The sequence below is a fragment of the Thermococcus sp. 9N3 genome, from assembly GCF_012027685.1.
In the GTDB taxonomy this organism is placed as follows: domain Archaea; phylum Methanobacteriota_B; class Thermococci; order Thermococcales; family Thermococcaceae; genus Thermococcus; species Thermococcus nautili.
Map to the genome: position 1 here is coordinate 954,555 of NZ_SNUV01000001.1, position 26,481 is coordinate 981,035.

Sequence of the window (26,481 nt, forward strand, 5' to 3'; positions counted from 1 at the left end):
AAATACGCCCGTGTCAAAACGACCCCTGTGAGACCATGAGCGAGGTCATTAATCCTGAAGTTTACACCGTTGAAAGACTCCTTGAAGACCGGGAGAAGAGGGTTTTAATCTCCGAGATAGTCTTAAAGCTCGCCAGTTCCCTCGGCGTTACCGTTGAGGAACTCCTCAAGTATCTCGAATGGAAAGAGAACCTTGAGAGGCTTGAGAAAGCCGAAAAGGAAAAGGCCGTTGGAGGCCTCGAGGTCGAAGAGCCGACGGAAGACGCCCCAGAGGACCTCAGCGAACTCCTCATCGAGGTCAAGGAGGACGTCAGAAAATGGCTGGAAATCGAGAGAAAGCTAAGGGCCATGGGCTTGGAGTTGTGATTGAGACATCGGCCCTGATATCGTTTCTCCTCAGCAAAAACCCGAAAAGGAACGCTGTTGCATTCATTTTAGAGCTAATCCGCCGGGGAATCCTCATAAACTATGCTTCTTCCGAAACCGTAGCGGAGATGAGATACAAGCTCGCGCACCCGAAGATAATGGCACTGTACTCAAGAGTTCCCGAAAGCTCCAGAGTTCCCCTTCAGAACCCCGCGAGGGTTCTAAGGTTTATTGAAGAGCACAGCCAGTTCGTCACGCCAAAAAAGCAGGTCAAACTGTGCAGAGATGAGAGCGATGACAAGTGGATTGAAGTCGCAGTTGAGGGCGATGCGTTTGCCATAGTTACCTACGACCGAGACCTTCTCGATATGAGAAACGAAAGCATGAAAATTGAAGTTGAAAACACGAAAATTTACGTCGTAACGGGCCTTGAGCTTATCGAGCTGTTGAGAAAAAAGAAGCTCGTAGGGGAGGATAGTCAATGAACCTTGAAGAACTCTTCCAGAACGCGAAAAGGGTCGTGGTCTGCGGAATCGGGAACGATATCAGGGGGGACGACGCCTTCGGCGTGCTCGTGGCGGAGAGGCTGAAGGAGTTGCTGGACAACCCCAACGTCCTCGTGCTGAACTGTGGCGAGGTTCCTGAGAACTACACTGGGAAGATAGCGAACTTTAAGCCCGACCTCGTCGTCCTCGTCGATGCCGTTGATTTCGGCGGTGATGTCGGCGAGTACATCATAGCTGACCCTGAGGGAACGCTCGGAGAGGCGATATCGACGCACGGACTTCCGCTGAAGTTCGTTACACAGTTCATGAAGACGATGGTCAATGCGGAGTTCGTGCTCATAGGCTGTCAGCCGGGCTCGACAGGTCTCTTTCAGGAGCCTAGCGAGCTGATAAAGAGGCGCGCCGAGAGGCTGGCGGAGCTGTTAGCGGGGATTCTAAAAAGGGATAAGCCCTCAACAATGTAATTGGGAATTGGTTTATCTTCCTTTTGAACACTAACTGAGGGGAGTGTCACCCAAAAGTGGGTTATTCTCTCCGCAGTTCTCCCTTCATCCGCAGGTACTCTTCCCTGCTCAGCGGAAAGCTCTTGGCGGAGGCAAGGAACGAATTCACAAGCCTCACCTGCTGTTTGAATACCTCATCCGGGTTCTCCTTCAGCCTCTTCACGTAAAGCCGGATGAAGGCGAGCCTCTCTTCCAAATCGCGCTTAGAACGGAACTTCAACGCCAAGCCTCCTCGCGTAGTCATTGAGCACCCTCCGGTCAATTTTCTCGTTGAACAGCTCGTAGAGGAAAAAGGCATCTTCCAATGCCCATGGTTCTCCCATTAAACTTTGAGGGGCATGCTATTTATCCCTTTTGTATCCTCCCCAAATCCTCCCTCGTGTTCACGTTGAAGAAGCTCTCGCGCCACTCCCCGGGGAGAGACTCTATCGGGAGGTAGCAGGGATTGGCTTCACGGATTGCCCTGTTGAGGGCGTAGTTTCCGGTTTTTATCTTCTCCTCAAGGATTTCGCGGAAAGCCCTGGAATAAGCGGCGTGAAGGGGTTCGAGGTAGCCGTTCTCCCACCTCGGCACGCAGGCTATTTTTCCGCTATTCTTGAATTCTTCAATTATGTAATCAATGAACTCGGGGACGAGGAGGGGCATGTCGCCGGCAACGACGAAGGCATCGCCGAGACTTAAGGCCGTGTAAACGCCCCCCATCGGGCCTATAAGGAGCTCATCAACGACCACGCGGTAGCCGAGCCTCTCAAGTTTTTCCGCGTTGTCCTTCGAGGCAACTAAGATTATCTCGTCGATTCTTCTGGCGGTTTCAAGCCTCTCGATGGTGTAAAGAATCAAAGGCCTGCCGTTGATTTTGTAGAGTAGCTTGTCGCCCCCGAAGCGCCTGCCCCTTCCGCCGGCCAGAACTGCCCCAATCATTCCTCCCTCTCCTCGTCCAGCTGGATGTACTCAATGGTGCTGATGTACTTCACGTAGTCCATCGCCTTCTTGGGGTTCAGCATGTCGTTCATGAGGTTCTGGAAGTAGTTATCCTTATCGTAGGCGACCTCGTAGTTAACCACGACGTCAAGGTAGCCGGAGTGGAAGTTCTCCGCTTCCTCGCGCGTGTAGAGCTCGAAGGAGACGTGGTATCCGTACTTCTCCTCTATCGGGTCGCGGATGTTCTCAACGAAGTCCGCCATGCGGTTCATCTTCACTGGGTCGTAGGGTTTATCGATGATTACGACCACGTCTATCTCCGGAAAGCTCGGGTCGCGGAGATGCCTTCCGTAGAAGATTATCGAGAGAAGGTTGTCACCGTAGAAGTCTTTCACCCTTTGAATCAGCTCCTCCTTGGCCCTCTTCAGCGTCTCCTCGTTCATCCCACCACCTCCTGAGAAAAGTTGTGGGAAAATAAAAGTTTAATCGAAGCTCGGCTGGTAGCGGTACTCTATGTGAAGCTTGCTCTCGGAGTCAAGCTTCTCGGAAGCCTCCAGCAGGACCTTCCTGTCCTTTTCCGGCAACTCCTTAATCGGGAGCCTCAGCACGTCCCTGACCTCGATGTCAAAGGCCCTCGCGTTCTCGTCTATTCCAAGGGCCCCCTTTATGAGCCTCACCGCCCCCTCGCTCAGCTCGCCCTCCTCCTCGATGATTAGCAGGTCGCCGGCGTAGTGGCCGGTAATCCTCGCAGAGTACTCAGGGTAGTCCTCGTACTTAAAGCGGTAGAGCTTCCAGGGCACCTCAGACACCCGCCGTCACGGGGTACTTCTTCTTGAGGGCCTCTCCGAGGGAGTGGTACTCGTCGTACAGCTTCCAGAACTCGTTTTCGAGGAAGCGCATGGCGACCTTTATCCTGGAGTCCTTCTCCTTGAGGAAGTAGCCGGTTACAAGGTCGTGGAGCTTCTCCCTCGGGTTGTCGCTCTCGAAGGCCTTCTCGACGAGGGCCATGAAGTCCTCAAGGACGGCCTCCCTGTCGTAGTAACCTATGACGCGCCTGAGCTCCTCGCGAAGGGTGAGCCAGTAGCGGAGCGGTATCGGCCTGTCGGGGATTCTGAACTCGACCTCGTTCTCGGCCTTGGGCGTCTCCTTCGGCGGGAGCGCGACCCAGTATTCGCCCTTCATCTTCTTCTCCTTGATGCCGAGGAGCTGGGCGACGCCGTAGAGTATCTCCTCAGGGCTCGGCGGACAGCCGGGGATGTACATGTCTATCGGCACTATCATCTCCGGTCCACCGCTCCTGAGCCTGTCCCTTCCGCGCTGGGGTGAGGTGTTGTAGAGGGCGTAGCTGTTGTAGAAGATTCCACCGCTTGAGGCGCAGGTTCCTATAGCGACCACTATCCTCGGCTTCGGTGGCATGGCCTCGTAGGCCTTCTTGAGCATTATCCTGGTCTGCCTTGTGAGCGGGCCGGTGATGAAGAGGGCATCGGCGTGCCTCGGGTTGGGAACGACCTTGATACCGAGCCTCTCGAGGTCGTAGTACGGGCTGAGGACGTCGAGCACCTCGATGTCACAGCCGTTACATGAACCGGCATCAACGTGATAGACCCAGACGGACTTGAGCCTTCTTCCCATCACTCCTCACCCCCCCTTCTTCACGAGCATGAAGGCCGAGACTGGAATTCCCTCGGTCTCCCTGAGCTTCTCGACGGTCTTGCGCATCTTTGCCTCCTGGGTCAGGCCGATTCTGTCTTCAAGGGCGTACATCTCAAAGATTTCCTTCGGCAGGATGTTCCTAACGTACTCAATCTGCCTCTCGGTGAAGTCAAGGTATTCGCCACACTCCTCGCAGTAAGCGAGCTTGTGCTCGACGACCTCTACCAAATCTTCCTTGTTGTCGGTCGCTATCTCGAAGATGTTCGTCGGTTCCATCGCGCCGGTCGGGCAGACCTCCACACAGCGGTGGCACCTTATACAGCGCGCCGCGTTGAAGGTGAGCCTCTTAACGCCGTGCTCCTTGTCCCACTCGAGGATTAGCGCATCGGGCGGACAGGCGTTGACGCAGGCGCCACAGCCTATGCACTTCTCGGGGTTGATGTGCGGGATTCCGCGGTACTCGGGTGGCTTCTCGATGTCAATAAAAGGATAGGGAGTGGTGACAGGGGCCTTCTTGCTGAACTTCTCGACCTCGAAGCGGTTCCACTTCTTGAGCTTCTCGGTGTAGGAGAGGCTCTCGGCCATCAGAACACCCCCCTGTACTTGATTGAGAGCTCGTTGAACTCGGCCTCGGTGAGAACCTTCACCTTGCCGGTCTGGACGTCAACGAACTGAACCCTCTCGGTACAGGAGTAGCACGGGTCGATGCTCGCTATGATGAGCGGTGCATCGGCTACGTGGTAGCCCTTGAGCATCTCCGGCACAGCCGGCAGGTTGTTGTAGGTCGGCGCCCTCACCTTCCAGCGGTAGACCTTGTTCTTCTCGCCGGTCATGACGTAGTGAACCACTTCACCGCGGTGGGCCTCGGTGAATCCAAGGGCCTCCTCGTACTCGGGCAGGTCGCCGATTGGAACCATAATGTCTCCGCCAGGCATCTGGTCAATGAGCTGTTCCACTATCCAGAGGCTCTCGAAGAGCTCGTCCATCCTGACGAGAACCCTCGCAAGGACGTCGCCCTCCTTGTAGACCGGAACCTTGAAGTCAACCTCGTTGTAGGCCATGGCAGTCTTCGTTGCCTGGTCAAGCCTCGTGTCAATCCTCCTTCCGCTGGCCCTTGCAGTCGGTCCGAGGACGGAGTAGGCCTTGGCAACCTTGTAGGGCAGTATTCCGACTCCCTCAGCGCGCTTGATGAAGGTGTTGGTGTTCAGAGCTATGTCGAGGAACTTCTTGGTTTCCTCGCGTATCTGCTTGACGACCTTGAGTATCTCTTCCTTGCGGTAGTCAAGGATGTCCCTCCTAACTCCACCGACGATGTTCATTCCGTACTGCTTCCTGTTTCCGGTTAAGCGCTCGACGAGCCACATGACGGGCTCACGGATTCTCCACGCGTGCATGAAGCCGGTGTCGTAGCCGACGAGGTGAGCGGCAATGCCGACCCAGAGCAGGTGGTTGTGAATCCTCTCCAGTTCGAGCATCAGCGTTCTTATGTAGCGTGCCCTGTCAGGGATTTCGACGTCGGCCAGGCGCTCAACGGCCATCGCGTAGCTTACGGAGTGCTGGTAGCCACAGATTCCACAGATTCTCTCGGCGAGGAAGAGCACCTGGTTGTAGGTGAGCCTGCCCTCACCGGTCTTCTCGATTCCCCTGTGGGAGTAGAAACCGCGGTAGTCAACGTCGACTATCGTCTCTCCCTTAACGAAGAGCCTGAAGTGGGCCGGCTCCTCGATACCCATGTGAACCGGACCCATCGGGACGAGCGTCGTTCCTTCCGGCTTCTCCCTGAACTCGGTCTTGGTCTCGGCCATCGGTGAGTGCCTGTAGTCCATGTCCTTCCTGAGCGGGTAAACGCCATCGGGCCAGTCTTCTGGCAGTATGAGCCTCCTCGGGTCCGGGTGGCCAACGGGGTTGAAACCGAGCAGGTCTTTAACTTCCCTCTCTATCCAGAGCGCGGCCGGAAGCTTTGCCGCGACGCTCGGGAAGCTCGGGTCGTCGGCCGGGAGGTACGCCCTGAGGAAGACGTAGTAGTTCTCGTCCATGTTCTCAGGCTCAACCTGGACGTTGAGGAAGGGCATGTAGACGAAGTGGCCGTTGAGGGGCCTCTCGTCGGTTCCAACAGCGGTTGAGAGGTGGGTCTCCTTGAACTCAGGGTGGTTGTGCCACCAGAGCACCGCCTCCGGAAGGACTTCCCTGTCAATCACGAACTGGTACTGACCGTAGCTCATCCTCTTGCATTCCCTTATGTGCTCCTTGAAGGCCTCGTAAAACTCCTTGAGGCCCTTTCTCTCGGCAAGGATTGTGTTAATGTCCGCCTTTCTGCACTGGCCCTTTTCACAGGCCCTGCACTCAAACTCGAAGTGAGCCTCCAAATCCCTCGTCGTTACCATATTCACCACCCCATGAACGCTATGGCGAGGATAATTATTCCCGCAAAGAAAGCCCTCGTGTTCATCTTAACAACGTGGTCAATCCTGAGCCTCGCGTTCGTTGCTTCGAGTGAGGCTATGACCGGATATAAAGCCACCGTCAGGAGGAACTGAACCGCGAGCACCTCTGCCGCCTTGAGAGTCGTGTCTATCGGCCCGACCCACGGGAGGACGAGCAGGCTGACGAAGAACCACAGCAGAGCGAAGCGCTTGATGTAGATGGCGTAGTAGAAGACTCCGAGGAGCCTTCCGCTGTACTCGCTGAGCGGACCGCCTATAACCTCCTGCTCGGCCTCGGCTATGTCGAAGGGCACGAATCCACTCTCGACGTAGAGCGCGTAGGCGAGCAGGACGTAGGTCATGACGAGCGACGGGGTGAGGTGCAGGTTGGCTATGATGTCAGCTATGTTGAGCGAGCCCGCGTTGTAGGCCAGGACTCCGTAGAGGACGGCTATGAGGGGCTCGACGGTGAGGATTATCTGCATCTCCCTGGCCGAACCGAGGTGGCTGAAGGCGTTCTGGACGCTCAGACCAGCGAGCATGAGGAAGACGCTGACCATCAGTATCACGTAGAAGAACACCACTAAGTTGAAGCCTACGTCAATGGGCACCACGTTTCCGTAGGGGAGGAGGAGAGCGCCGATTACGGCTGAGGCGAGGGCGAGGAAAGGTGCCCAGGTGAAGAGCGCGCTCTTGGTCGGCTTAACCGACGGGAGGCTGAAGAGCTTGTTGAGGTCGTACCAGGTCTGCATGAGCGGTGGCCCGCGCCTGTACTGGAGCCTTGCCTTAACCCTTCTCGCTATTCCGTCGAGGTAAGGGGGCAGAAGGAAGGTCAGGAGCACACCGATAAAGCTGAAGGCGAGCTTGGCCGTCGTCTCCATTTTCACCACCTCACATGACTATTAGCAGTCCCACGATAGCCCCAACGACAACGAGGGCTATGACGATGAAGGTGCCGAGCCTTATTCCCGGGATGACGTCCCTGGCTATGTTGAGGAACCTGATGAGTGGCTTGAAGACCTCCTCGTCTATGTGCATGATTTCCCTCTCGCGGAGGTCGTCAAGGGTCTCTATCCTGGTGTACGGGGTGTCGACTATCTTGGTGAAGTAGCTCGCCATCCAGAGGTAGGCCCTGACGATGTAGCGGATTATTCCGGCTCCAACGCGGTAGAACCAGTCACCGAGGTGGTAGAACGAGCCTATCTTCTCCTCGTACTTGAGGTAGTAGCCCTCGGCGTTTATCCTGTACTCGTCCTCGTCTATCTCGGTTGAACCGCAGTCCCAGGGCTTGGCCTCCTTGTACTCGGGCTTGAAGACGAGGTAGAGTCCGAAGGTCAGTATTCCGAGGACTATCACGAAGAGCACCGGCGAGAACATCACCGACTGGAAGCCTATCTTGTAGAGGTTCTCGTTTATCGGGGCGTTGAAGACGTTGAGGATTCCGGTGACGGTTCCCGGGAAGACACCGATTAGGAGCGTTAAACCTGCCAGAATCCACTGGCCGGCGAGCATTCCGGCCGGGACCTCCTGAACGTTCTCGTAACGCTTCATCTCACCGCCGAACTGGGTTCCGTAGAACTTGATGAACGACGCGAGCGTAGCGGCGCTGATGAAGGCAGCCAGTACTGCGCCGAGAGCCAAAACGTAGCTGTTCGAGTAATAACCGGAAACGTAGATGAGCCACTTGCTGATGAAGCCGTTGAAGGGTGGAACACCGCTTATGGCGAGCGAGGCGAAGAGCGCCGCCAGAGCGGTTATTTTCATGGTTTTGCCGAGACCGCCGAGCTCGTTGAGGTCAACGGTTCCGGTTCTGTACTCAACGGCTCCAGCCGAGAGGAAGAGCGAGGCCTTGAATATCGCGTGGTTGAGGGCGTGGAAGAGTCCCGCGAAGGCACCGAGGGCTCCAACGGCGCCGAGGAAGCCACCCTTCGGGATGAGTGCCATTCCTATTCCAAGGCCGAGCCATATGTAGCCCATCTGGCCTATCGAGTGGTAGGCGAGGAGTCTCTTGGCGTTCGTCTCTCTGAGTGCGTAGAGGGTTCCAACGGTGAGGGTTATGGCACCTATCACGGCAACGAAGAGACCGAGGCCGTAGCTCGTTCCGACGGTTCTCCAGATGAGGGCGATGAGACCGTAGAGGGCAACCTTCTCCATCGCACCGGCCATGACGGCTGAAACGCTGGTCGGCGCCGCGCGGTAGGTCTCGGCAACCCAGAACTGGAAGGGTATCATTCCCGACTTGGTCATGAAGGCTATCATGAGGAGCGCCGTGAAGACCAGCTTGGTGCTCGTGGATGCTGTTGCCATAGCGCTCGCTATGTTCTCAAAGGTGAGCTCGTCGAAGCCGCCGACGAGGGAGTAGGCGGTTCCCAGGGCGAGGAAGAGCGGAATCGTGTCGAGGAAGTGCATGGTGATGTAGTACTTGACGCTCGCGTCGGTGTCCCTCGGCCTCTCGCTGAAGAAGACCAGTATGAACGAGCTGAGGGTCATGAGCTCCCAGCCCATGACAAAGTACTCCATGCTGTCCGCGGTAACGACGAGGGCCATACTCGCGAGGAAGGTGTTGTAGGCTATCGCGTAGACCCAGCCCTTGCCGACCTTCTCAAAGAGCTCCATGTAGTTTATCGCGAAGAGGGAAGCGGCCGCTCCAACGAGGCCGATTATGAGGAGGAAGATTATTGAGAGGTCGTCCACCTTGACGGGGATTCCGAAGAGGCTTCCCGAAACGGGGCCGTTGGTGTAGACGGCGTAAACCTGCCAGAGGAGGGCGAGTGAACCGAGGAACGCCATGAAGCTTGACGCCTTAACCGTGGCCTTGTAGTCCCTAATCAGGCCGACGAGACCACCGAGGATGAACGCTCCAATCGCGTATTCGAGTATCATCTCACATCACCCCGCAAAGCCTATCTTCATCACAACGTCGAGGCTGACCCATGGCATTATTATGCCGACGATTATGAGGACGATGAGCACTGCAACGATGACCTTTGGCTCTTTCTTTGCCTCACCCTCGCCGAAGAATATCTCCCTGAACCAGAGGAGAACCACGATGAGGAATATTGCCGCGTCTATGAGAACCACCGCCGGGAAGAGCCACGAGGCGATTCCCTTGGCGTGCCTGGTGCTCATTATCGTGAAGGCCTTGCTGAAGAACAGGCCGAGCGGAAGGACACCGGCCAGTCCGAGGAAGCTCATGAACCATGCTATGCTCGTCCAGGGGACGGTTCTCCTCATGCCCTTGATGAGCTTGAGGTCGGTGGTGCCGTATGCTAAGGCGAGTCCTCCGACGGAGGCGAAGGCGAGGGCCTTGACGACCGCGTGGTTGACGACCTGGTAGAGGGCTATCTGGATTCCCGCGACGTGGCCGAGCAGGGCGTAGGCGAGGGTTATGTATGCAACGCCGGTCTGGGCTATGGTGGAGTAGGCTATGAGCCTCTTTGCATCGCGCTGGAGCGGGTAGTAAATCATCATCAGGATTATGAGGGCAACGGTCAGACCTCCAAGGAGCCAGAAGTAGTCGTCGTTCGGCTTCATGTACTGGATAACCCTAAAGAGCATGTAGGCGCCGAGCGGGACAATCGAGGCAGAGTGCACATAGGCACTCGCGGGAATAGGAGAGGCGGTTGAGTCCGGAAGCCAGGAGTAGAACGGGAACTGTGAGCTCATCATGAAGGCCGCGAAGATTAGCAGGAGGAACGCCGTGCCGTCATAAGTGGCCTTGGTAAGGTCCTGTCCCGTGCCGAGAACGGCAACCGCTCCGAGGATGAGGAGCACTCCAACGTTGAGGACGAGGAAGGCCTTGAGGGCGTCAGTCTTGGCATTACCGAGCTCCACGAGGCAAAGCATCGCTATCGCCATGAGCTCAAGCGCAACGGCGAACTGGACGAGGTTGGTCGAGTAGATGAAAACCATGCTCGCACCGGTGAGCAGGCCGAAGAGGGCGTAGAACTTCCCCTTCCCCGAGTCAAGGAACCTGCTCGCGTAGACTGCCATGAGAAACGCGATTAGTATCGAGACGAAGCCCATGAGCATTGAGGCGGTATCGGCGGTTATTCCAAAGACCTCGCCGAGGTTGCCGGTGGTAACGTAGGCGGTGTGGTAAACCTTGTCAGAGCCCTTTGAGAAGAAGTCATAGAGGGCCATACCGTTGAGGAGCAGGGAAACGCCGAGAATCGCGCCCGCTATTAGGTCGGCTGTCTTCCCCTCGAGCTTCCAGAGTATCAGGAGCACGAAGGGGATGAGCGCTGAGATTAGCACCAGTTCAATCATCACCATCACCCCTTGGTTTTTAACCCTAGGTTTTCGTTGCAAAAAATAAGGTCAGAGGACGATGTAGGCCTTCTCGCCCTCCCCTTTCTCAGCTGAGCTCTTCAGGTTGGCCACTATCTTTCCTTCCCTGTTCCAGAGCACCTCGTTTACCTCGCCGTAAAGCAGGGCATCCGTTGGACACGCTGAAACACATGCCGGAAGCTTTCCTTCTGCCCTTCTGTCAGCACAGAGGTCGCACTTGTCCATAATCTTGTTCTCCTCGTCGAGCTTTGGAATTCCGAAGGGACAGGCAACGGCACACATGAGACAGCCGATACACTTGAGCGGGTCGAAGGCCACCGCGCCGTCCTCGTCCCTGAAGAGCGCCCCGGTCGGACAGACGTTCATACACGGTGCCTTCTCACAGTGGCGGCAGTTGAAGGGAACGGTGAAGAGGTCGGGGAACTCGAAGACCCTTATCCTTGCCTCGCCGTGCGTCATTTCACAGGCCACTTCACAGGCCCTACAGCCGATACAGCGCTTATAGTCGAGGAAAATCTTCTTGCTCATTCCAACCACCTCACTCCTCCACCTTCCTAACCCTGGCCGCGACGGCCTTGAGCTCGGCCATCTTGGTCTTCTCGTGGGTGACCTCCAGGGTCAGGACGTTGATGTTCCAGTGGTTCGGCATCGCTATCACGCCTTCCCTGACGTGGTCAGTAACCTCTGCCCTGACGAGAACGCTTCCGCGCCTGGTCTCGACCTTGACGAGGTCCCCGCTCCTTATGCCGTACTTCTCGGCGTCCTTCGGGTTAATCATGACGAACTCCTCGGGCCAGCGCTTCTCAAGGCTCGGGCTCTCGAAGGACATGGTTCCCGTGTGCCAGTGGCCGACGAGCCTGAAGTTGGTGAGCCAGAGCGGGTACTCCTCATCGGGCATCTCCGGCGGCTCGCGCCACTTAACAGGCTGGAGGTGGGCCTTTCCATCGCTCGTCTTGAAGCCGTTCTTGAAGAGGACCTTCGTTCCCTCGCCGGGCTCGGTGCACGGGAAGAAGCATCCCTCGGGGTGCTCCGCGAGGTATTCTGGCGTTGCGCCCTTGAATATTGGAATAACGCTGTTTATCTCCCTGAGAATCTCGTCCGGGTGCTCGTACTTGAAGTACTCGCCGAGGCCGAGCTCCTTGGCGAGCTCAACCAGGATGAGCCAGTCGGGCTTGGCTTCTCCAGGTGGATTCGCGGCCTTGTAGCTCCTCTGAACCCTTCTCTCGGCGCTTATTGCCGTTCCAGTCTTCTCAAACCAGGTTGCGGCCGGGAGAACTATGTCGGCGTATTTAGCAGTCTCGGTGAGGAATATGTCCTGCACGACGAGGAAGTCGAGCTTCTTGAGCTGTTCCCTGACCCACCTGCTGTTCGGGGCAGAGCGGGCAATGTTGCCGCCGACGATGTACATCATCCTAATCTTGTTGCCCATCTCGCGTATCATAGTTGTCAGGTCAAAGCCGACCCAGTCTGGTATCTTGAAGCCCCAGAGCCTCTCAAGCTCGGCCCTCGCGGCCTCGTCGGTGACGAGCTTGCCGGTCGGAAGCTTGTTCGGGGCGATGCCGGTCATGGCGGCACAGAATCCACACTGGGCGCCCGGGAAGACACCGCTCCAGACGCCTTCCTTGCCGATGTTGCCGGTAATCGCGATGAGGTTCGCGAGGGCGAGGGCGAACTCGAAACCGTTGACGTGCTGGTTGAGGCCCTCGTTGACGAAGAGGGCAGTTCTCTTGGTGGCGAAGAGCCTCGCGACCTTCTTTATATCCTCGGCGGGAACGCCGCTTATCTTCTCGGCCCACTCCGGTGTGTACTCCTTAACGGCCTCCTTGAGCTCCTCGAAGCCGGTCGTCCTCTCGTTGACGAACTCCCTGTCATAGAGCTCCTCGCTTATGACGACGTTGAGCATAGCCAGGGCTATCGCGAGGTCGGTTCCCGGGTAGGGCTTGAGGTGCATGCTCGCGTACTTATGGCCTCTCGTCGCGCGCGGGTCTATGACGACCATCTCGGCGCCGTTGTCGAGGACGGCCTTCTCAATGTACTGACCGAAGAAGACAGGTGCAGTCTCAGCGGGGTTGTGACCCCAAATCAGAATGAACTCGGCCTTGGCAACATCCTCGAATGGATTAGTCGCCGCGGCGCTACCGAAGACAGCCGTTCTCGCGGGGCTGTTGGAGTACTGGCAGTACCTTCCCGGGAAGTCGAGGTGGTTGGTTCCTATCGCCTTTGACAGCTTGTGGACGAGGTAGTTCTCCTCGAAGGTTATCTTCTCGCTTCCGAGGAAGGCTATTGCCTCGGGACCGTAGGTCTCCTTGATTTCCTTAATCTTCTCGGCGATTATCCTGTAAGCTTCGCTCCAGCTTATCTCCTCGAACTTTCCTTCTCCCTTCTCACCAACGCGCTTGAGGGGCTTCTTAAGTCTCTTGGGGCTGTTGATGAACTGGTAGGAGGCAACGCCCTTGGGGCAGAGCTTTCCGCGGTTGACGGTGGGGTGGTCGTAGTCGAATTCAATCTTCCTGATGTAGCCGTTCACGCTGACCGCGTAAAAGCGACAGCCGACTGAACACCAGGGACACACTACGGGCACGAGTTTCTCGGCCATGGCTATCACCCTTCTAATGACTGACCAGTCATTTAGGCTCGTCGCCAAAACCTTAAATAGTTTTCTGCAGTCGTCGAAACAAATGGGTTTTACACAATAGGGCTAGTTAAACAGAACTATACACCCAGTTACACGCTCGCAGAGAGGCGAAGGTGATTGAGAACAACGTTAACAGCCCGCTTTAAGTAATGGTCACCCGGGAGGCCGATACATTCCTTCGCATGGAGGTAGTGCATGAGGGACGCTATGAAGACCTGAAACGCTATGAGGGCATCTTCAAAACCAACCTTGACGTATGCAGTAATCCTCCTCGCACCCTCTCTCAAAAGCTCCGAGCAGGACTGACGGTAGATTTCATCTATGCTCTTCATTCTTTCCCGGACCGAGAGCATGTGGAAGAAGATTTCCGCCCGATAGCTCTCCGAATAGAACTCAAGGAACTCTTTCCCAAGCTGGAGGAGGTAGCTCTCCAAGGTTGGGAACGAGACCGTTATGTAGGGGTCGTTGAGGGAGGGCATGGCCATTATGGGCATTACCTCAAAGGCGAGCTCCTTTATGAGGTCGTCCTTGCTCTTGAAGTAGAGGTAGAAGGTGCCCTTGGCAACTCCGGCCCTGGCGACTATCTCGTCTACCGTGGTCTTATCGAAACCCTTCTTCGCAAAGAGCTCCATTGCAGAGGACACGAGTTTCTCGCGGGTTTTACCAGGGGACTTTGTAGCCATGCCCACCACTTCTGACCACTCAGTCATTTACTTCATGGACAATTATGTGCAGAAGGGTAATTTAAACTTTCCGCCGGGACGACAGAAAACGAAAAAGGCTAAACTTAGAGAACGGAATTGAGGATGACCTCATCAACCTCAGAAACCTTCTTAAACAGCTCCCCGAGCTCCCCGGGAGCCATTCCGGCAAAGACACCCATGTTCATACCGTAAACATAAACTCCATCCGGGTTTTCAGCAACTGCAATCCGACATGGCATAAAAGCAGAAACCCAGCGGTTCTCGGGCTTTTCGAGGGCCTTCTTTGCGAACTCCTTGTTGCAGAGCTCAATGATGTAAACCCTAACGCCGACTTTCTTCTCCATGTCGTGCTCGGCAACAACGCTCCATCCAATCTCCTCGACCTTGGCCTTAATCTTTCCTATGGTCTCCTCGTAGGAGTACTTGCTCTTTCCGGCGTTAATCATCTGGCCCATGTCCATTCGAACCACCTGACTGACTAGTCAGGAAAAGGTCTATAAATCGTTTTCTATCACCTTTGGTTGATAACCATGGCCCTGATGCTCGCGGGAAAGGTCATCGAAGTCAGGGATGGAAGGGCGATAGTTGACGTTGAGGGCCAGCTCAGGGAGGCAAGGCTGGACTTTGTAAAAGATGTAAAACCCGGGGACTACGTGAGGATTTACTACGGCATAGTTCTTGAGAAGGTCAGCAGAAGCGAGGCCGAGGAGACCCTCGCGAGGTGCTCATACCACCGCTCAAGGAAGCTCGAGCTGACCTTCACGGTTTCAAACCGGAGGTTTTAGAAAGGCTAAATAGCCCGTTTGAGAATCCAGGGTGGGTGAAGCTCATGTGTCTGGCGACCGTTGCGAAGGTTTTGGAGGTTGACAGGGAGAAGGGAACCGCGTGGGTGGACTTCGGAGGCGTCAAGAGAGAGGCCAGGATTGATTTGATGCCCGACGTCAAGCCCGGCGAGTACGTGCTGATTCACACCGGCTTCATAATCGAGCGCGTTGATGAAGAGACCGCGAAGGAAATCCTCTCGGCCTGGGATGAGGTCTTCAAACTGGAGAGGGAAGCGATAGGCGGCTACTACTACCCGGGTGATTGAAATGGAGAGCGTTGATTCAGTTCTTGCCCCCTACAGGGACAGAATGATAGCTCAAAAGCTCGTTGAGAAGATTAAGGAAGAAGCCAAACCTCTTGACGGTGAGATAAGGATAATGCACGTCTGCGGGACTCACGAGGACACGATTACCCGCTCTGGAATTCGCTCGCTCCTTCCAGAGAACGTTAAAGTCGTCAGCGGACCCGGCTGTCCGGTCTGTATAACGCCGGTTGAAGACATCGTGGCGATGCAGCTGATTATGAAGAAGGCCCGCGAGGAGGGCGAGGAAATAACGCTTACGACCTTCGGTGACATGTACAAAATCCCCACCCCAATGGGAAGCTTTGCCGACTTGAAGAGCGAGGGCTACGACGTCAGGGTCGTTTACTCCATCTACGATGCCTATAAGATGGCCAAGGAGAACCCGGAGAAAACCGTGGTCCACTTCAGCCCTGGCTTTGAAACCACGACCGCTCCCACTGCGGGAATGCTCAACGCCGTCGCCAATGAGGGCCTTGAGAACTTCAAGATTTACTCGGTTCACAGGCTAACGCCCCAGGGGATAGAGGTTCTCATAAAGCAGAGGAGCAGGATTGATGCCCTCATCGATGCTGGCCACGTCTCAACGATAATAGGCGTCAAGGGCTGGGAGTTCCTGAGCGAGAGGTACGGGATTCCACAGGTCATAGCGGGCTTCGAACCAAATGACGTCCTCCTCGCTATTCTACTCCTCATACGGATGTACAAAGAGGGGGACGCGAGGGTGGTGAACGAATACAGGCGTGCCGTCAAATATGAGGGCAACGTCGTGGCCCAGCGGTTAATTAACAAGTTCTTCGAAGTTAAGGATGCAAAGTGGCGCGCTCTCGGAGTCCTCCCGGGAACGGGGCTGGAAGTAAGAAAGGAGTGGAAGGAGCTCGAAATCAGGAACTTCTACCGCGTCGAGGTGCCGAAAAACCTGCCCGACCTCGAAAAGGGTTGTCTCTGCGGTGCAGTGCTGAGGGGTCTGGCCATGCCAACCGACTGTCCGCACTTCGGAAAGACCTGCACGCCGAGGCACCCAATAGGGCCGTGCATGGTGTCCTACGAGGGAACCTGTCATATCTTCTACAAGTACGGAGCGCTGTTTTAGGTGAAGACTATGAAAGCCCCACGGAAGTACTTCGGGCTCTTCCCCCGTGAAAACGTGGAACGGGTCATCGAGGAGATAGAGGCAGGGGTTATCTGCGAGGTGTGGCCCCAAACTAACCCCCTATGACACCAAAGGTTCAAAACTCCCCTCTCGTTTTCAACTTTTGGTTTTGGAAACCTATAAAGGCTCTAAATACCGAGAAAAACCGGTGGGTGGGCATGAAGGCTTACCGTATTCACGTTCAGGGCATCGTTCAGGCCGTTGGGTTCAGGCCGTTCATTTACCGAATAGCGCACGAGCATAACCTGAGGGGCTACGTCAAGAACCTCGGCGATGCGGGAGTCGAGATAGTCGTCGAGGGCCGTGAAGAGGATATAGAGGCATTCATAGAGGACATCTACCGGAAAAAACCTCCCCTCGCGAGGGTTGACAGGCTCGAGAAGAAGGAAATCCCGCCCCAGGGGTTCGACCGCTTCTACATCGAGAAGAGCTCGAAGGGCGGAAGCGGTGGGGACTCGATAATTCCGCCCGACATAGCCATCTGCGAGGACTGCCTGAGAGAACTTTTCGACCCGACGAACAAGCGCTACATGTACCCCTTCATCGTCTGCACCAACTGTGGGCCGAGGTTCACAATTATCGAGGATTTACCCTACGACCGCGAGAACACGACGATGAAGGAATTTCCGATGTGCGACTTCTGCGAGAGCGAGTACAGAGACCCGCTCAACCGGCGCTACCATGCTGAACCCGTCTGCTGTCCCGTCTGCGGGCCGAGCTACCGTCTCTACACGAGCGACGGGGAGGAAATCACCGGCGACCCGCTGAGGAAGGCGGCGGAGCTGATTGATAAGGGCTACATAGTGGCCATCAAGGGAATCGGCGGAATCCATCTGGCGTGCGACGCGACAAGGGAAGACGTCGTTGCCGAGCTGAGGAAGAGAACCTTCAGGCCCCAGAAGCCCTTCGCGATAATGGCTGACTCGCTTGAGACGGTCAAAAGCTTCGCCTACGTGAGTAACGAAGAAGAGGAGGAGCTGACCAGCTATAGAAGACCCATCGTGACGCTCCGCAAGAGGGAACCCTTCCCCCTGCCCGAGAACCTCGCGCCTGGCTTGCATACAATCGGCGTCATGCTCCCCTACGCGGGAACGCACTACATACTCTTCCACTGGAGCAAGACTAAGGTCTACGTGATGACTTCAGCCAACTACCCGGGAATGCCGATGGTTAAGGACAACGAGAGGGCCTTCGAGGAGCTGAAGGACATAGCTGACTACTTCCTGCTCCACAACAGGAAGATACTCAACAGAGCTGATGACAGCGTGATTCGCTTCGTTGACGGAAGAAGGGCCGTTATTAGGCGCTCCCGCGGTTTTGTGCCCCTCCCGATAGAGATTCCCTTCAACTACCGCGGTCTGGCGGTCGGTGCGGAGCTGATGAACGCCTTTGGAGTTGCTAAAAACGGAAAGGTCTACCCGAGCCAGTACATCGGCAACACCGGAAAGGTCGAGGTTCTTGAGTTCATGAGGGAAGCGATAGAGCACTTCAAGAGAATCCTAAGGGTTAAGGAGTTCGATTTAATCGTCGCCGACCTCCACCCGACCTACAACACGACGAAGCTCGCTATGGAGCTTGCGAACGAGTTAAACGTCGAGCTACTCCAGGTTCAGCACCACTACGCCCACATAGCGAGCGTTTTGGCCGAGAAGAACCTCGAATCAGCTGTGGGAATAGCCGTTGATGGAGTGGGCTACGGAACGGACGGCCACACGTGGGGCGGTGAGGTGCTCTACCTCGGCTACGAGGACGTGGAGAGGCTGGCGCACATAGACTACTACCCGCTCCCCGGTGGTGATTTGGCGAGCTACTACCCGCTAAGGGCCCTGATGGGAATCCTGAGCAAGGTCTACAGCGTCGAGGAGCTTGAAGGGGTCATAAGGAAGTGCTGTCCGAAAGCCGTGGAGAGCCTGAAGTACGGTGAGGTGGAGTTTTCAGTTGCTCTAAACCAGCTCGCCAAGGGGATAAACCTCGCCTACGCTTCGTCAACCGGAAGGGTCCTCGACGCCCTGTCGGTTCTGCTCAACGTGGCCTACAGGAGGCACTACGAGGGCGAGCCGGCGATGAAGCTCGAGAGCTTCGCGATGAAGGGCAAGAACGACCTCAAGTTCGAAGTGCCCGTAGAGGGAGAACTCCTCAAGGTGGAAGAGCTGTTCGTGCAGGCCTTGGACGTCCTAGAAAAGGCCTCGCCGGCGGACATCGCTTACTCGGTTCACTTGGCCCTCGCGAGGGCCTTTGCAGGGGTTGCCATCGAGAAGGCCAGAGAGTTCGGCGTGAAGGACGTCGTGATGAGCGGTGGTGTCGCCTACAACGAGCTGATAGTCAAGACCGTGAGAAAGGCTGTTGAGGCGTCGGGCCTTAAATTCCACGTTACAACGGAGGTCCCGCGTGGGGACAACGGGATAAACGTCGGCCAGGCCTTCCTCGGCGGGCTGTACCTGGAGGGCTACCTGACGAAGGAGGATTTGATGCTGTGAAGGTTTAAGTGGAGAAAGCAGGAATTTAAACTGAGGGAAAAGACGATGCCCGTAATCCCGAGGGAAGAGCTCCTCGAAATCCTGCGAGAGATGAAGGAAAAGCTCATCGAAATCCTCGGCGACGACTTAGTCGAGGTCATTCTCTTCGGCTCGTATGCGAGGGGCGAAGCCAAAGAGGACAGCGACGTTGACGTTTTAGTCGTGTTAAGAGAAAACTGACACTTGAGGAGCACGACAAACTGAGTGAGGTTACGGAAGAGTACATACTGGAAAAAGGGCTCGTTCTTTCGCTCATCGTTTACCCAGTTAATCCAAGAATGGAGGACGACCCGCTGATATGGAACGTGAATGTCGAGGGGGTCAAGGTATGACGGGATACGATGAAATACTGAAAAAGGCCGAAAAGAGTTTGGAACTTCGAACCGCGTTTAATCTCAGGCAGACCGCGGATTACTCCTTCGTGGTTGATATAACCGAGGAAGAGGCGCGCGAAAACATACGGCGCGCCGAAGAATTCCTCGAATTTACGAGGCGCTATCTAACTTCGAAAGGCTTTCTGGAGGGTTGAAAATGGGTGAAAAGATAAAGCTCGAACACGGTGCGGGCGGAGAGATAATGGAAGAACTCTTAAGGGACGTTATACTAAAGACCCTGACCCTCAAGAGCGCCGGGGGGGTAGGACTTGACGCTTTGGACGACGGGGCGACGATACCTTTCGGCGATAAGCACATAGTCTTCACCATCGATGGACACACCGTCAAGCCACTCTTCTTCCCCGGCGGTGACATAGGCAGGCTCGCGGTTAGCGGAACGGTCAACGATTTGGCTGTGATGGGCGCGAAGCCTTTAGCCTTAGCAAACTCGATGATTATTGGAGAAGGCCTTGACATGGAAGTCCTTGAGAGAGTTCTCCGCTCGATGGACGAGACGTCTAAGGAAGTCCCCGTTCCAATCGTTACCGGTGACACGAAGGTCGTTGAGGAGCCGATAGAGATGTTCGTGATTACCGCGGGAGTTGGAATCGCGGAAAAGCCGGTAAGCGACGCCGGAGCGAAGGTAGGAGACATAGTCCTCGTCAGCGGGACGATAGGCGACCACGGGATAGCGCTGATGAGCCACAGGGAGGGTATAGCCTTCGAAACCGAGCTGAAGAGCGACGTCGCACCGATATGGGAGGTCGTTGAAGCAGTTGCAAACGCCATCGGCTGGGAAAATATACACGCGATGAAGGACCCCACGAGGGCCGGGCTTAGCAACGCCCTCAACGAGATTGCCCGTAAAAGCAACGTCGGAATCCTCGTCAGGGAGGATGCAATACCCGTGAAGCCCGAGGTGAGGGCCGCGAGCGAGATGTTGGGAATCAGTCCCTACGACGTGGCGAACGAGGGGAAAGTGGTTATGGTCGTTGCCAGGGAGCACGCGGAGGAAGCCCTTGAGGCGATGAGGAAGACGAAGAGGGGGAAAGACGCGGCGATAATCGGCGAGGTAATAGAAGAATACAGAGGGAAGGTCCTCCTCGAAACCGGAATCGGCGGAAAGCGCTTCATGGAGCCTCCGGCCGGAGACCCCGTGCCGAGGATATGCTAACGCATCTCGAAGCCTTCTAAAGCTTTTTTCACTTCTTCTACGCTCGCCTCGTCCTCGAGCGTTGAGAGGTCGCCGAGGCCCTTTCCGCTGGCGAGGGCCTTTAGGACGCGACGCATTATCTTCCCGCTCCTCGTCTTCGGCAGTTTGTTCACGAAGAAGACCTCCGCCGGAGCCGCTATCGGTCCAAGGGTTTCTCTGACGTAGTCTATGAGTTCCTTCTTCAGGCTCTCCCTCGGAACGCAGTTCTCCTTGAGGATTACGAAGGCAACGGGCACTTCGCCCTTAATCTCGTCCGGCCTTCCGATTACTGCCGCCTCGGCAACGGCCGGGTGGAGAACTAATGCGTGCTCTATCTCGGCCGTTCCAATCCTGTGACCCGAAACGTTGAGCACCTCGTCGGCCCTGCCGAATATCCAGAAGTAGCCCTCGTCGTCCTTCATAGCGTAGTCAGCGGGGTAATAAATCCAGATTCCCTCGTCGGGCCTGCTGAAGCGCTTCCAGTAGGTCCGGATGTAGCGTTCGTCGTCGCCCCAGATTCCGAGGAGCATTCCCGGCCAGGGCTTCTTTATCACGAGGTAGCCGCGCTCGTTCGGCTCCGCCGGACTTCCATCGGCCCTGAGAACGTCTGCATCGACGCCGAGACCGGGGAACGTTGCTGAGCCGGGCTTCAGCGGGGGCAGCTGTATTCCGGCCGAGGGATAAATCATGTAGCCACCGGTCTCTGTCTGCCACCAGGTGTCGATTATCGGGCACCTTCCACCGCCAACGACTTCATAGTACCACTTCCAGGCCCTCGGGTTTATCGGCTCGCCGACCGAACCTAGGAGCCTTAAACTCGAAAGGTCGTGCTTCTTCACCCACTCGTCCCCGTAGCGCATGAGCATTCTGATTGCTGTTGGGGCGGTGTAGAATATCGTCACCCCGTGCTTCTCCACCAGCTCCCAGGGCCTGTCGGGCTTTGGATAGTTGAGCGCTCCCTCGTACATCATCACCGTAAGGCCAAGCGTTAAGGGCCCGTAAACGAGGTAGCTGTGGCCCGTTATCCAGCCCACGTCGGCGGTGTTCCAGAAGAGGTCGCTCTCGGTTATTCCCCACGCCCACTCCATCGTCTTGGCCACGTAGACGAGGTAACCTCCGGTGGAGTGGACGATTCCCTTGGGCTTTCCGGTGGTTCCGCTCGTGTAGAGGATGAACAGCGGGTGGTTGCTCTCGACCGGAACGGGCTCAACGTAGCGCTCGGCCCCGTCGAGGAGTTCGTTCCAGTCGTAGTCCCTGCCCTCGACCATGTTGACGCCGTTCTCTTCCCTCCTGAGGACGACGACGCTTTCGACGCTCGGCGTTTCGAGGAGGGCCTTGTCAACTATCTCCTTGAGGTTGAGCTTCTTACCGCGCCTGTAGAGGTAGTCGGCGGTGATGACGACCTTCGCCCTTGCGTCGTTGATTCTCGTGGCCAGCGCTTCAGCCGAGAAGCCGGAGAAGACGACGCTGTGAATCGCCCCAATTCTCGCGCTGGCGAGCATAGCTATGACCACTTCTGGAACGAGGGGCATGTAGATGACGACCCTGTCGCCCTTCTCGATGCCGAGGTTTTTCAGAGCCGAGGCAAAGCGGTTCACCTCGCGGTAGAGCTCGTAGTAGGTGAGCGTTCTCGTCTCACCGCGCTCGCTCTCCCAGATTATCGCGGCGCGGTTTCTCTTTCCTGCCTTAACGTGCCTGTCCAGAGCGTTGTAGCTCGCGTTGAGCTGGCCTCCAACGAACCAGCGGAAGAAGGGCGCCCTTGAGTCGTCGAGGACCTTCTCCCAGGTCTTGAACCAGTCGAGAACCTTCGCCTGCTCGGCCCAGAACTCCTCGATGTTCTCTATGGACTTCCTGTGCTCCTCCCTGAAGGCCTCCATCGGAAGGTACCTTTCCTTGAGAAATCCTTCGCCTATCTGCATGCTACCACCTCGCTTCTCAGAAGTGGGTATTAGGAAACCTTAAAATTCTTTCGTTGATTGTCAAAGTGATAAACGACAAAAGTCGAAAAAGAGTTAGGGGAAGCTAATTAGCCGAACGCCGAAAGCAGAATAGCCGTTCGTCGAAACAAGGGCATGAGGAGCCCCAATTGACAAGGAATCGCCAAAATATTCCGAAAAAATTCCGAAAATGTTTACAAAAATGTGTAAAAACACGAGAAAGTGACGTCAGATTGCCAAAGGCTCTTCGAATGTGTTCATCCGTTGATTATCCTCCACAGTTCTTCTATCTGCTCTATCGGCTCAACTTCCTTGCCCTTAAGACTGTCGAGTATGAAGTTCTGGTCGAAGGGAATGACCACGTCGGGCTTAACCGGCAGTTCCTCCTCGACGCCGGGCAGGGCTTTGTTGAGAACGAGGACGTGCTTCAGGCCGAGGCTCTCGCTCAGCGCTTTTATCTTCTTCGAAAGCTCTATGGACTCGGCCGATGGCTCTGCGACGTCGATGACAACGTCAACGTACTTGTCAACGCCCCTTCCGAAGTGCTCTATGCCAGCCTCGGTGTCGACGATGATGACCTCGTCCTCCTTCAGCTTTATGCCCTCGAGGAGCTTTCTGGCAAGGAATCCGTAGGGGCAGGCACAGCCCTCTTCAGCTTCTTCAATCTTCCCGATTGTCAGAACGGCGAGGTTGTCCTTTCTGGCCAGAATCTCCTCAGGAATCTCGTCGAGCGTCCAGTTGAAGAGCTCCTCGTCGAGCTCGCCTTCACCTTCAGCCGCCATGAGGATTTTGGCCCTTTTCTTCCCCCCGAGGTGCTCGGCGAGGGTTTTCACCTTCGGGAGGCCGAGCATCCTGTAGAGGCCTGGGTTTGACTCGTCGGCGTCTATTATTAGCACGCGGTAGCCTTTTCCGGCCAGATACTTGCCGAGCATCGCGCTTATCGTGCTCTTTCCACAGCCGCCCTTACCGCTCACGAGAACCTTCATTCGTATCACCATTGGGCAAAAAAGTAACACGCCTTATAAATGATTTGGTTCATTCTTGTTTCCAACCTCAGGTTCAGGAAAGCGGTATAAATGCTCCCGCGAAAATAAGGACGGTGGTGAAGGGTGATTATCTCGAAACCCTGCGTCACGATGAAGGGCGTCGTTATAGGGGCCTACTCGTGGGAGAAGAGGATAAAGCTCGACCTGACGAAAACGGCCCAGTGTTTGAAGGAGAGGGGTTACACGGTAAAAAAGCTCCTGCCCGGAATGATGCTAATCCTGGAGATGGAGGGCTACGAGGTTAGCGTTTACCCGAGCGGGAAGATAATCGTCAAACTCTTAGAGGATGCAAAGAAAGGAGAGGAAATCGCGAGGATTGTTTACGACTGCGCCGGGGTTCTGGAGGTGGTAGCGTGAGGATTCCGGAAGATGTTAGGAAGGATATACCGCTGACGAGCGAGGTCATCTACTTCGACAACACGGCAACCTCGCTAACGCCGAAGCCGGTTGTAGATGCCATGGACGAGTACTACCTTAAGTACAGGGCCAACGTCCACCGCGGTGTGCACAGGCTCTCCCAGATGGCGACGCACAAGTGCGAGGAGAGCAGGAAAGTGGTCGCGGACTTCATCAACGCGAAGTTCGAGGAGATAGCGTTCACCAAGAACACGAGCGAGAGCCTCAACCTTGTTGCCCTCGGCCTTGAGGGCATCTTCAAGCCCGGGGACAAGATAGTCACGACCCCGTACGAGCACCACTCGGATTTACTCCCCTGGCAGAGATTGGCTAAAAAGCTCAACCTCAGGCTCGAGTTCATTGACGGGGACGACGAGGGCAACCTCGATTTGAGCGATGCGGAAAAGAAGATTAAGGGAGCGAAGCTCGTCGCGGTTCAGCACGTTTCAAATGCGCTCGGCGTCATCCACGAGGTCGAGGAGCTCGGAAAGATGGCGAAGGAGGAAGGAGCGATATTCGTCGTCGATGCAGCACAGAGCGCCGGGCATATGGAGGTTGACGTTAGGAAACTACACGCGGACTTCTTAGCTTTTTCAGGCCACAAGGGGCCGATGGGACCGACGGGAATAGGCGTCCTCTACATCAACGAGGAGTTCTTTGACGTCTTTGAGCCACCGTTAATCGGAGGCGGAACGATTGAGGATGTTGATTTGGATTCCTACAAGCTGACCGAGCCGCCAGAGCGGTTCGAGGCCGGAACGCCGAACATAGGCGGTGCGATAGGCCTCGCAGCGGGAATAAGGTACATCGAGAGGATTGGGTTAGCCAGAATCGAGAGGCAGGAGAGGAAGCTCGTTAAGCGCACTACGGAAGGCCTTGACGAGCTTGAGATTCCCTGGTACGGGCCGAGAAACCTCGACAAGCACGCCGGAGTCGTTAGCTTCAACGTTCCGCCACTCCACCCGCACGACGTCGCGGCGATACTAGATGAAAACAACATAATGGTTCGCTCCGGTCACCACTGCGCCCTGCCGGCGATGAAGAAGTTAGGAATAAACGGAACGGTGAGGGCTTCGTTCCACGTCTACAACAGCCTTGAGGAGGTTGAGACGTTCCTCGGCGTTCTTGAGGAGCTGGTTAAGGGGCTGAGGGGCTAAGCGCCCCCTCCCCCACCCCCACCACGAACTATCAACACTGTAAATTCAAAATCGAGCTTCTCGGTGAGGACGGTTCCAGGAGATTTTGGCCAGAAGACGTAGAATTTTTGCTTCTCAATGAAATGGCCGTTCTGGAAGGTGTAAACGTAAACCTCAACGGCAGGAACCACGAGCAGAGGGCGAACGACAACAAGGGCTCTTAAGAGCTTTTGGACTCCAAGTCTGTAGCTCGGGCCAACGTCGTAAAGGGCATAGACCCACATGGGACCAACACTGGGAACGCCGAGCTTTTCAAGTTCTGTGGTGTTCAGGTTATACGTTTTAATGCCCGTAGAGGACAGAACACACGATGACGTCATGCAGAAATCGCTGTTAACCGGCGAGTGAAGGTAAAGGTACTTATCGAGCAACCTGGCACCTGAAAGCGACGTGAGAAAAATCGCTATCAAAAGGAACCCTGCCAGTCTCTTCAGCCGGTACTTCCCCTTTCGGATGTACTGGTAGGAACTCCAGAACCACGCGATAAGCGCAACGATTACAGCAAAGTAGTAAACCGAAAGGAGCGTTCCGAATACAATTGGATTTGTGGCGTGTTCGTAATACACCATATTTACTCACCAGTAAAAGTACGCGGGACCTTTAAAAAAGTTATTGAAGGGCGAAGATGTTCACCGAAGAACACCTTCGGGCAACCCTCCGTGGAGTACGTCAACACTCTCCGGGCTCCTCGTTATCAGCGTTCCGGCCTTTTTGCCAACAAACTTCCTCGTCGGGCCCGGCGGAACACCGCTCGTCTCGTAAACGAGGGACTGAACGTCGGGGTCGTGGTAGAGAAGGAGCGTCGGGCCGGCTATGTTCAGAAGCGAGTCAAGGACGTACTGGCTCGCGACAACGGTAACCCTGCGCTTCAACGGCCTCGTGAGCAAAGGCATTGCCGCGCTTCCAGCCGTTGTGTAGCCGAGAACGGCGCCGTCAACGAGGCCAACAACCGTCTCGCGCCTCTTCTCGAAGGCAGCAGCAAGGGTGAGGAACGCTATGCCGACGAGGGTTATGCTCCTGGTCTCGCCGAGGTTCACCCTAACGCTTCCCTCGAGCTTCGGTGGCTCGCCGCTGTACAGCGCCTCGTCGAGGGGAGTGTAGCTCTCAAGGATAACCTCCGAGTACTTCTCGTTCCTCTTGACCGCCTCGGGAACGCTCGAAACCTTGCCGAGGAGCACGTCAACGTAGAGCCTGTCTGTTAGCGACCTGTCGAGGCCGTACAGTGTTTGGACGATGGTGACCGCGGTGTACGGGTCGAAGTAGCCGGCCTTGTAGAGCTTTATCGGGTCGAGGCCGAGGCTGGCACCGTCGCGAACCTCGATTACTTCATCAAAGTCCCCCTCAACCTCCCCGGTGGTGTCGAAGACGACCGCCGAGTAGCCGAGCTTCCGGTACTCACCGATAACGTATGAGAGGAACCTGACGGGATAATCGTCCATCCCGAAGACCTTCAGCGTCCTGCCGTGGTAAACTGGGTCGTAGAAGACGGGTTCCTCACCGTCGAGAACCTTAACCGCTATCCTGCTGTGTCTCATGAGAACCACC

General features: G+C 55.9%; 30 protein-coding genes. 12 read left to right on the forward strand and 18 right to left on the reverse strand.

Annotated elements, in window-relative coordinates; translation table 11 throughout:
* Positions 1 to 35 precede the first annotated feature (35 nt).
* Genes E3E30_RS05350 through E3E30_RS05360 form a run of 3 tightly spaced genes read left to right on the forward strand, consistent with a single transcriptional unit; the run spans position 36 to position 1,335 of the window.
* Entirely contained in the window at positions 36 to 365 is a 330-nt protein-coding gene (locus E3E30_RS05350; protein WP_167728661.1) for a hypothetical protein, read from the forward strand.
* A complete protein-coding gene (locus E3E30_RS05355) occupies positions 317 to 850 on the forward strand; it encodes a putative toxin-antitoxin system toxin component, PIN family (RefSeq protein WP_084606306.1) in 534 nt (177 codons plus the stop codon). Before E3E30_RS05350 ends, E3E30_RS05355 begins: the two co-directional genes overlap by 49 nt.
* On the forward strand, positions 847 to 1,335 hold the full coding sequence (locus tag E3E30_RS05360) for a hydrogenase 3 maturation endopeptidase HyCI (RefSeq protein WP_167728662.1): 489 nt from the start codon (positions 847 to 849) through the stop codon (positions 1,333 to 1,335). Before E3E30_RS05355 ends, E3E30_RS05360 begins: the two co-directional genes overlap by 4 nt.
* 61 nt (positions 1,336 to 1,396) lie before the next feature.
* On the opposite strand, the gene E3E30_RS05365 is transcribed toward E3E30_RS05360, so the two are convergent.
* The 14 genes from E3E30_RS05365 to E3E30_RS05430 all read right to left on the reverse strand — a co-directional run bounded on the left by E3E30_RS05365 (position 1,397) and on the right by E3E30_RS05430 (position 14,461).
* The gene (locus tag E3E30_RS05365) at positions 1,397 to 1,594 is read right to left on the reverse strand and encodes a hypothetical protein (RefSeq protein ID WP_240922530.1); all 198 of its coding nucleotides are present in this window, start codon (positions 1,592 to 1,594) and stop codon (positions 1,397 to 1,399) included.
* Positions 1,595 to 1,719: 125 nt separating this feature from the next.
* Positions 1,720 to 2,295 carry a molybdenum cofactor guanylyltransferase MobA gene (gene mobA, locus E3E30_RS05370; protein WP_167728664.1) on the reverse strand — a complete coding sequence of 192 codons (576 nt, stop codon included), beginning with the start codon at positions 2,293 to 2,295 and terminating at the stop codon, positions 1,720 to 1,722.
* Positions 2,292 to 2,738: a nucleotidyltransferase gene (locus E3E30_RS05375; protein ID WP_167728665.1), complete on the reverse strand. Its 447-nt coding sequence runs from the start codon at positions 2,736 to 2,738 to the stop codon at positions 2,292 to 2,294. Before E3E30_RS05375 ends, mobA begins: the two co-directional genes overlap by 4 nt.
* A gap of 39 nt (positions 2,739 to 2,777) precedes the next feature.
* Positions 2,778 to 3,095 (reverse strand): hypothetical protein, encoded by a 318-nt coding sequence (locus E3E30_RS05380; RefSeq protein WP_240922534.1) that lies wholly within the window; start codon positions 3,093 to 3,095, stop codon positions 2,778 to 2,780.
* Between the two features lies 1 nt (position 3,096).
* A complete protein-coding gene (locus tag E3E30_RS05385; protein WP_167728667.1) occupies positions 3,097 to 3,927 on the reverse strand; it encodes an NADH-quinone oxidoreductase subunit B family protein in 831 nt (276 codons plus the stop codon).
* A 6-nt stretch (positions 3,928 to 3,933) separates the two neighbouring features.
* A complete protein-coding gene (locus E3E30_RS05390; protein ID WP_167728668.1) occupies positions 3,934 to 4,533 on the reverse strand; it encodes a 4Fe-4S dicluster domain-containing protein in 600 nt (199 codons plus the stop codon).
* Positions 4,533 to 6,332, reverse strand: coding sequence for a hydrogenase large subunit (locus E3E30_RS05395; protein WP_167728983.1), 1,800 nt, complete (start codon positions 6,330 to 6,332; stop codon positions 4,533 to 4,535). The genes E3E30_RS05390 and E3E30_RS05395 overlap by 1 nt, the downstream gene beginning before the upstream one ends.
* A 2-nt stretch (positions 6,333 to 6,334) precedes the next feature.
* Positions 6,335 to 7,252 carry a respiratory chain complex I subunit 1 family protein gene (locus tag E3E30_RS05400; protein ID WP_167728984.1) on the reverse strand — a complete coding sequence of 306 codons (918 nt, stop codon included), beginning with the start codon at positions 7,250 to 7,252 and terminating at the stop codon, positions 6,335 to 6,337.
* A gap of 10 nt (positions 7,253 to 7,262) precedes the next feature.
* Entirely contained in the window at positions 7,263 to 9,254 is a 1,992-nt protein-coding gene (locus tag E3E30_RS05405) for a proton-conducting transporter membrane subunit (RefSeq protein ID WP_167728669.1), read from the reverse strand.
* Between the two features lie 6 nt (positions 9,255 to 9,260).
* Positions 9,261 to 10,646, reverse strand: coding sequence for a proton-conducting transporter membrane subunit (locus E3E30_RS05410; protein WP_206205071.1), 1,386 nt, complete (start codon positions 10,644 to 10,646; stop codon positions 9,261 to 9,263).
* Between the two features lie 45 nt (positions 10,647 to 10,691).
* A complete protein-coding gene (locus tag E3E30_RS05415) occupies positions 10,692 to 11,189 on the reverse strand; it encodes a 4Fe-4S dicluster domain-containing protein (RefSeq protein WP_167728670.1) in 498 nt (165 codons plus the stop codon).
* Positions 11,190 to 11,199: 10 nt separating this feature from the next.
* A complete protein-coding gene (locus E3E30_RS05420; RefSeq protein ID WP_167728671.1) occupies positions 11,200 to 13,257 on the reverse strand; it encodes a molybdopterin-dependent oxidoreductase in 2,058 nt (685 codons plus the stop codon).
* 128 nt (positions 13,258 to 13,385) lie between these two features.
* On the reverse strand, positions 13,386 to 13,979 hold the full coding sequence (locus E3E30_RS05425) for a TetR/AcrR family transcriptional regulator (protein ID WP_042688849.1): 594 nt from the start codon (positions 13,977 to 13,979) through the stop codon (positions 13,386 to 13,388).
* 104 nt (positions 13,980 to 14,083) lie between these two features.
* Positions 14,084 to 14,461: a DUF302 domain-containing protein gene (locus E3E30_RS05430; RefSeq protein WP_167728986.1), complete on the reverse strand. Its 378-nt coding sequence runs from the start codon at positions 14,459 to 14,461 to the stop codon at positions 14,084 to 14,086.
* Between the two features lie 69 nt (positions 14,462 to 14,530).
* Between E3E30_RS05430 and E3E30_RS05435 the strand changes: the two genes are divergently transcribed.
* From E3E30_RS05435 to hypE, 7 genes are all read left to right on the forward strand, one after another.
* Positions 14,531 to 14,785 (forward strand): HypC/HybG/HupF family hydrogenase formation chaperone, encoded by a 255-nt coding sequence (locus tag E3E30_RS05435; RefSeq protein WP_167728987.1) that lies wholly within the window; start codon positions 14,531 to 14,533, stop codon positions 14,783 to 14,785.
* Positions 14,786 to 14,829: 44 nt separating this feature from the next.
* Positions 14,830 to 15,090 carry a HypC/HybG/HupF family hydrogenase formation chaperone gene (locus E3E30_RS05440; RefSeq protein ID WP_167728988.1) on the forward strand — a complete coding sequence of 87 codons (261 nt, stop codon included), beginning with the start codon at positions 14,830 to 14,832 and terminating at the stop codon, positions 15,088 to 15,090.
* A gap of 1 nt (position 15,091) precedes the next feature.
* Positions 15,092 to 16,219, forward strand: a complete 1,128-nt coding sequence (hypD, locus tag E3E30_RS05445) for a hydrogenase formation protein HypD (protein ID WP_167728672.1) — start codon at positions 15,092 to 15,094, stop codon at positions 16,217 to 16,219.
* Between the two features lie 218 nt (positions 16,220 to 16,437).
* Positions 16,438 to 18,756 carry a carbamoyltransferase HypF gene (hypF, locus tag E3E30_RS05450; RefSeq protein ID WP_167728673.1) on the forward strand — a complete coding sequence of 773 codons (2,319 nt, stop codon included), beginning with the start codon at positions 16,438 to 16,440 and terminating at the stop codon, positions 18,754 to 18,756.
* Between the two features lie 45 nt (positions 18,757 to 18,801).
* Complete coding sequence (locus tag E3E30_RS11365; RefSeq protein ID WP_240922535.1) at positions 18,802 to 18,975, forward strand: nucleotidyltransferase domain-containing protein; 174 nt, start codon at positions 18,802 to 18,804, stop codon at positions 18,973 to 18,975.
* 148 nt (positions 18,976 to 19,123) lie between these two features.
* Positions 19,124 to 19,324, forward strand: coding sequence for a HEPN domain-containing protein (locus E3E30_RS05460; protein ID WP_167728674.1), 201 nt, complete (start codon positions 19,124 to 19,126; stop codon positions 19,322 to 19,324).
* Positions 19,325 to 19,326: 2 nt separating this feature from the next.
* Positions 19,327 to 20,343 carry a hydrogenase expression/formation protein HypE gene (gene hypE, locus E3E30_RS05465; RefSeq protein ID WP_167728675.1) on the forward strand — a complete coding sequence of 339 codons (1,017 nt, stop codon included), beginning with the start codon at positions 19,327 to 19,329 and terminating at the stop codon, positions 20,341 to 20,343.
* Here hypE and acs read toward each other — a convergent pair.
* The gene (acs, locus tag E3E30_RS05470; protein WP_167728676.1) at positions 20,340 to 22,280 is read right to left on the reverse strand and encodes an acetate--CoA ligase; all 1,941 of its coding nucleotides are present in this window, start codon (positions 22,278 to 22,280) and stop codon (positions 20,340 to 20,342) included. The two genes, hypE and acs, sit on opposite strands and share 4 nt — an antisense overlap.
* Before the next feature lie 275 nt (positions 22,281 to 22,555).
* Positions 22,556 to 23,284, reverse strand: a complete 729-nt coding sequence (locus E3E30_RS05475; protein ID WP_167728989.1) for a P-loop NTPase — start codon at positions 23,282 to 23,284, stop codon at positions 22,556 to 22,558.
* Between the two features lie 123 nt (positions 23,285 to 23,407).
* Here E3E30_RS05475 and E3E30_RS05480 point away from each other — a divergent pair, with 123 nt between their 5' ends.
* Together E3E30_RS05480 and E3E30_RS05485 are read left to right on the forward strand one after the other, a co-directional pair.
* Positions 23,408 to 23,701, forward strand: coding sequence for a hypothetical protein (locus E3E30_RS05480; protein WP_042688831.1), 294 nt, complete (start codon positions 23,408 to 23,410; stop codon positions 23,699 to 23,701).
* Positions 23,698 to 24,897 (forward strand): cysteine desulfurase, encoded by a 1,200-nt coding sequence (locus E3E30_RS05485; RefSeq protein ID WP_167728677.1) that lies wholly within the window; start codon positions 23,698 to 23,700, stop codon positions 24,895 to 24,897. Before E3E30_RS05480 ends, E3E30_RS05485 begins: the two co-directional genes overlap by 4 nt.
* On the opposite strand, the gene E3E30_RS05490 is transcribed toward E3E30_RS05485, so the two are convergent.
* Entirely contained in the window at positions 24,894 to 25,505 is a 612-nt protein-coding gene (locus tag E3E30_RS05490) for a hypothetical protein (RefSeq protein WP_042688828.1), read from the reverse strand. The genes E3E30_RS05485 and E3E30_RS05490 overlap by 4 nt on opposite strands.
* Positions 25,506 to 25,565: 60 nt before the next feature.
* On the reverse strand, positions 25,566 to 26,471 hold the full coding sequence (locus E3E30_RS05495; RefSeq protein WP_167728990.1) for a hypothetical protein: 906 nt from the start codon (positions 26,469 to 26,471) through the stop codon (positions 25,566 to 25,568).
* Positions 26,472 to 26,481 lie beyond the last annotated feature (10 nt).

Excerpts from the sequence above, each read along its gene's own strand:
- E3E30_RS05390 (WP_167728668.1), bottom strand. The coding sequence starts at position 4,533 with ATGGCCGAGAGCCTCTCCTACACCGAGAAGCTCAAGAAGTGGAACCGC.
- E3E30_RS05395 (WP_167728983.1), bottom strand. The coding sequence starts at position 6,332 with ATGGTAACGACGAGGGATTTGGAGGCTCACTTCGAGTTTGAGTGCAGG.
- E3E30_RS05490 (WP_042688828.1), bottom strand. The coding sequence starts at position 25,505 with ATGGTGTATTACGAACACGCCACAAATCCAATTGTATTCGGAACGCTC.
- E3E30_RS05410 (WP_206205071.1), bottom strand. The coding sequence starts at position 10,646 with ATGGTGATGATTGAACTGGTGCTAATCTCAGCGCTCATCCCCTTCGTG.
- E3E30_RS05475 (WP_167728989.1), bottom strand. The coding sequence starts at position 23,284 with ATGAAGGTTCTCGTGAGCGGTAAGGGCGGCTGTGGAAAGAGCACGATA.
- E3E30_RS05425 (WP_042688849.1), bottom strand. The coding sequence starts at position 13,979 with ATGGCTACAAAGTCCCCTGGTAAAACCCGCGAGAAACTCGTGTCCTCT.
- E3E30_RS05355 (WP_084606306.1), top strand. The coding sequence starts at position 317 with ATGGCTGGAAATCGAGAGAAAGCTAAGGGCCATGGGCTTGGAGTTGTG.
- E3E30_RS05495 (WP_167728990.1), bottom strand. The coding sequence starts at position 26,471 with ATGAGACACAGCAGGATAGCGGTTAAGGTTCTCGACGGTGAGGAACCC.
- E3E30_RS05405 (WP_167728669.1), bottom strand. The coding sequence starts at position 9,254 with ATGATACTCGAATACGCGATTGGAGCGTTCATCCTCGGTGGTCTCGTC.
- hypD (WP_167728672.1), top strand. The coding sequence starts at position 15,092 with ATGGAGAGCGTTGATTCAGTTCTTGCCCCCTACAGGGACAGAATGATA.
- E3E30_RS05435 (WP_167728987.1), top strand. The coding sequence starts at position 14,531 with ATGGCCCTGATGCTCGCGGGAAAGGTCATCGAAGTCAGGGATGGAAGG.
- hypF (WP_167728673.1), top strand. The coding sequence starts at position 16,438 with ATGAAGGCTTACCGTATTCACGTTCAGGGCATCGTTCAGGCCGTTGGG.
- E3E30_RS05400 (WP_167728984.1), bottom strand. The coding sequence starts at position 7,252 with ATGGAGACGACGGCCAAGCTCGCCTTCAGCTTTATCGGTGTGCTCCTG.
- E3E30_RS05375 (WP_167728665.1), bottom strand. The coding sequence starts at position 2,738 with ATGAACGAGGAGACGCTGAAGAGGGCCAAGGAGGAGCTGATTCAAAGG.
- E3E30_RS05440 (WP_167728988.1), top strand. The coding sequence starts at position 14,830 with ATGTGTCTGGCGACCGTTGCGAAGGTTTTGGAGGTTGACAGGGAGAAG.
- hypE (WP_167728675.1), top strand. The coding sequence starts at position 19,327 with ATGGGTGAAAAGATAAAGCTCGAACACGGTGCGGGCGGAGAGATAATG.
- E3E30_RS05460 (WP_167728674.1), top strand. The coding sequence starts at position 19,124 with ATGACGGGATACGATGAAATACTGAAAAAGGCCGAAAAGAGTTTGGAA.
- E3E30_RS05415 (WP_167728670.1), bottom strand. The coding sequence starts at position 11,189 with ATGAGCAAGAAGATTTTCCTCGACTATAAGCGCTGTATCGGCTGTAGG.
- E3E30_RS05430 (WP_167728986.1), bottom strand. The coding sequence starts at position 14,461 with ATGGACATGGGCCAGATGATTAACGCCGGAAAGAGCAAGTACTCCTAC.
- E3E30_RS05350 (WP_167728661.1), top strand. The coding sequence starts at position 36 with ATGAGCGAGGTCATTAATCCTGAAGTTTACACCGTTGAAAGACTCCTT.
- mobA (WP_167728664.1), bottom strand. The coding sequence starts at position 2,295 with ATGATTGGGGCAGTTCTGGCCGGCGGAAGGGGCAGGCGCTTCGGGGGC.
- E3E30_RS05420 (WP_167728671.1), bottom strand. The coding sequence starts at position 13,257 with ATGGCCGAGAAACTCGTGCCCGTAGTGTGTCCCTGGTGTTCAGTCGGC.
- E3E30_RS05385 (WP_167728667.1), bottom strand. The coding sequence starts at position 3,927 with ATGGGAAGAAGGCTCAAGTCCGTCTGGGTCTATCACGTTGATGCCGGT.
- E3E30_RS05360 (WP_167728662.1), top strand. The coding sequence starts at position 847 with ATGAACCTTGAAGAACTCTTCCAGAACGCGAAAAGGGTCGTGGTCTGC.
- E3E30_RS11365 (WP_240922535.1), top strand. The coding sequence starts at position 18,802 with ATGCCCGTAATCCCGAGGGAAGAGCTCCTCGAAATCCTGCGAGAGATG.
- acs (WP_167728676.1), bottom strand. The coding sequence starts at position 22,280 with ATGCAGATAGGCGAAGGATTTCTCAAGGAAAGGTACCTTCCGATGGAG.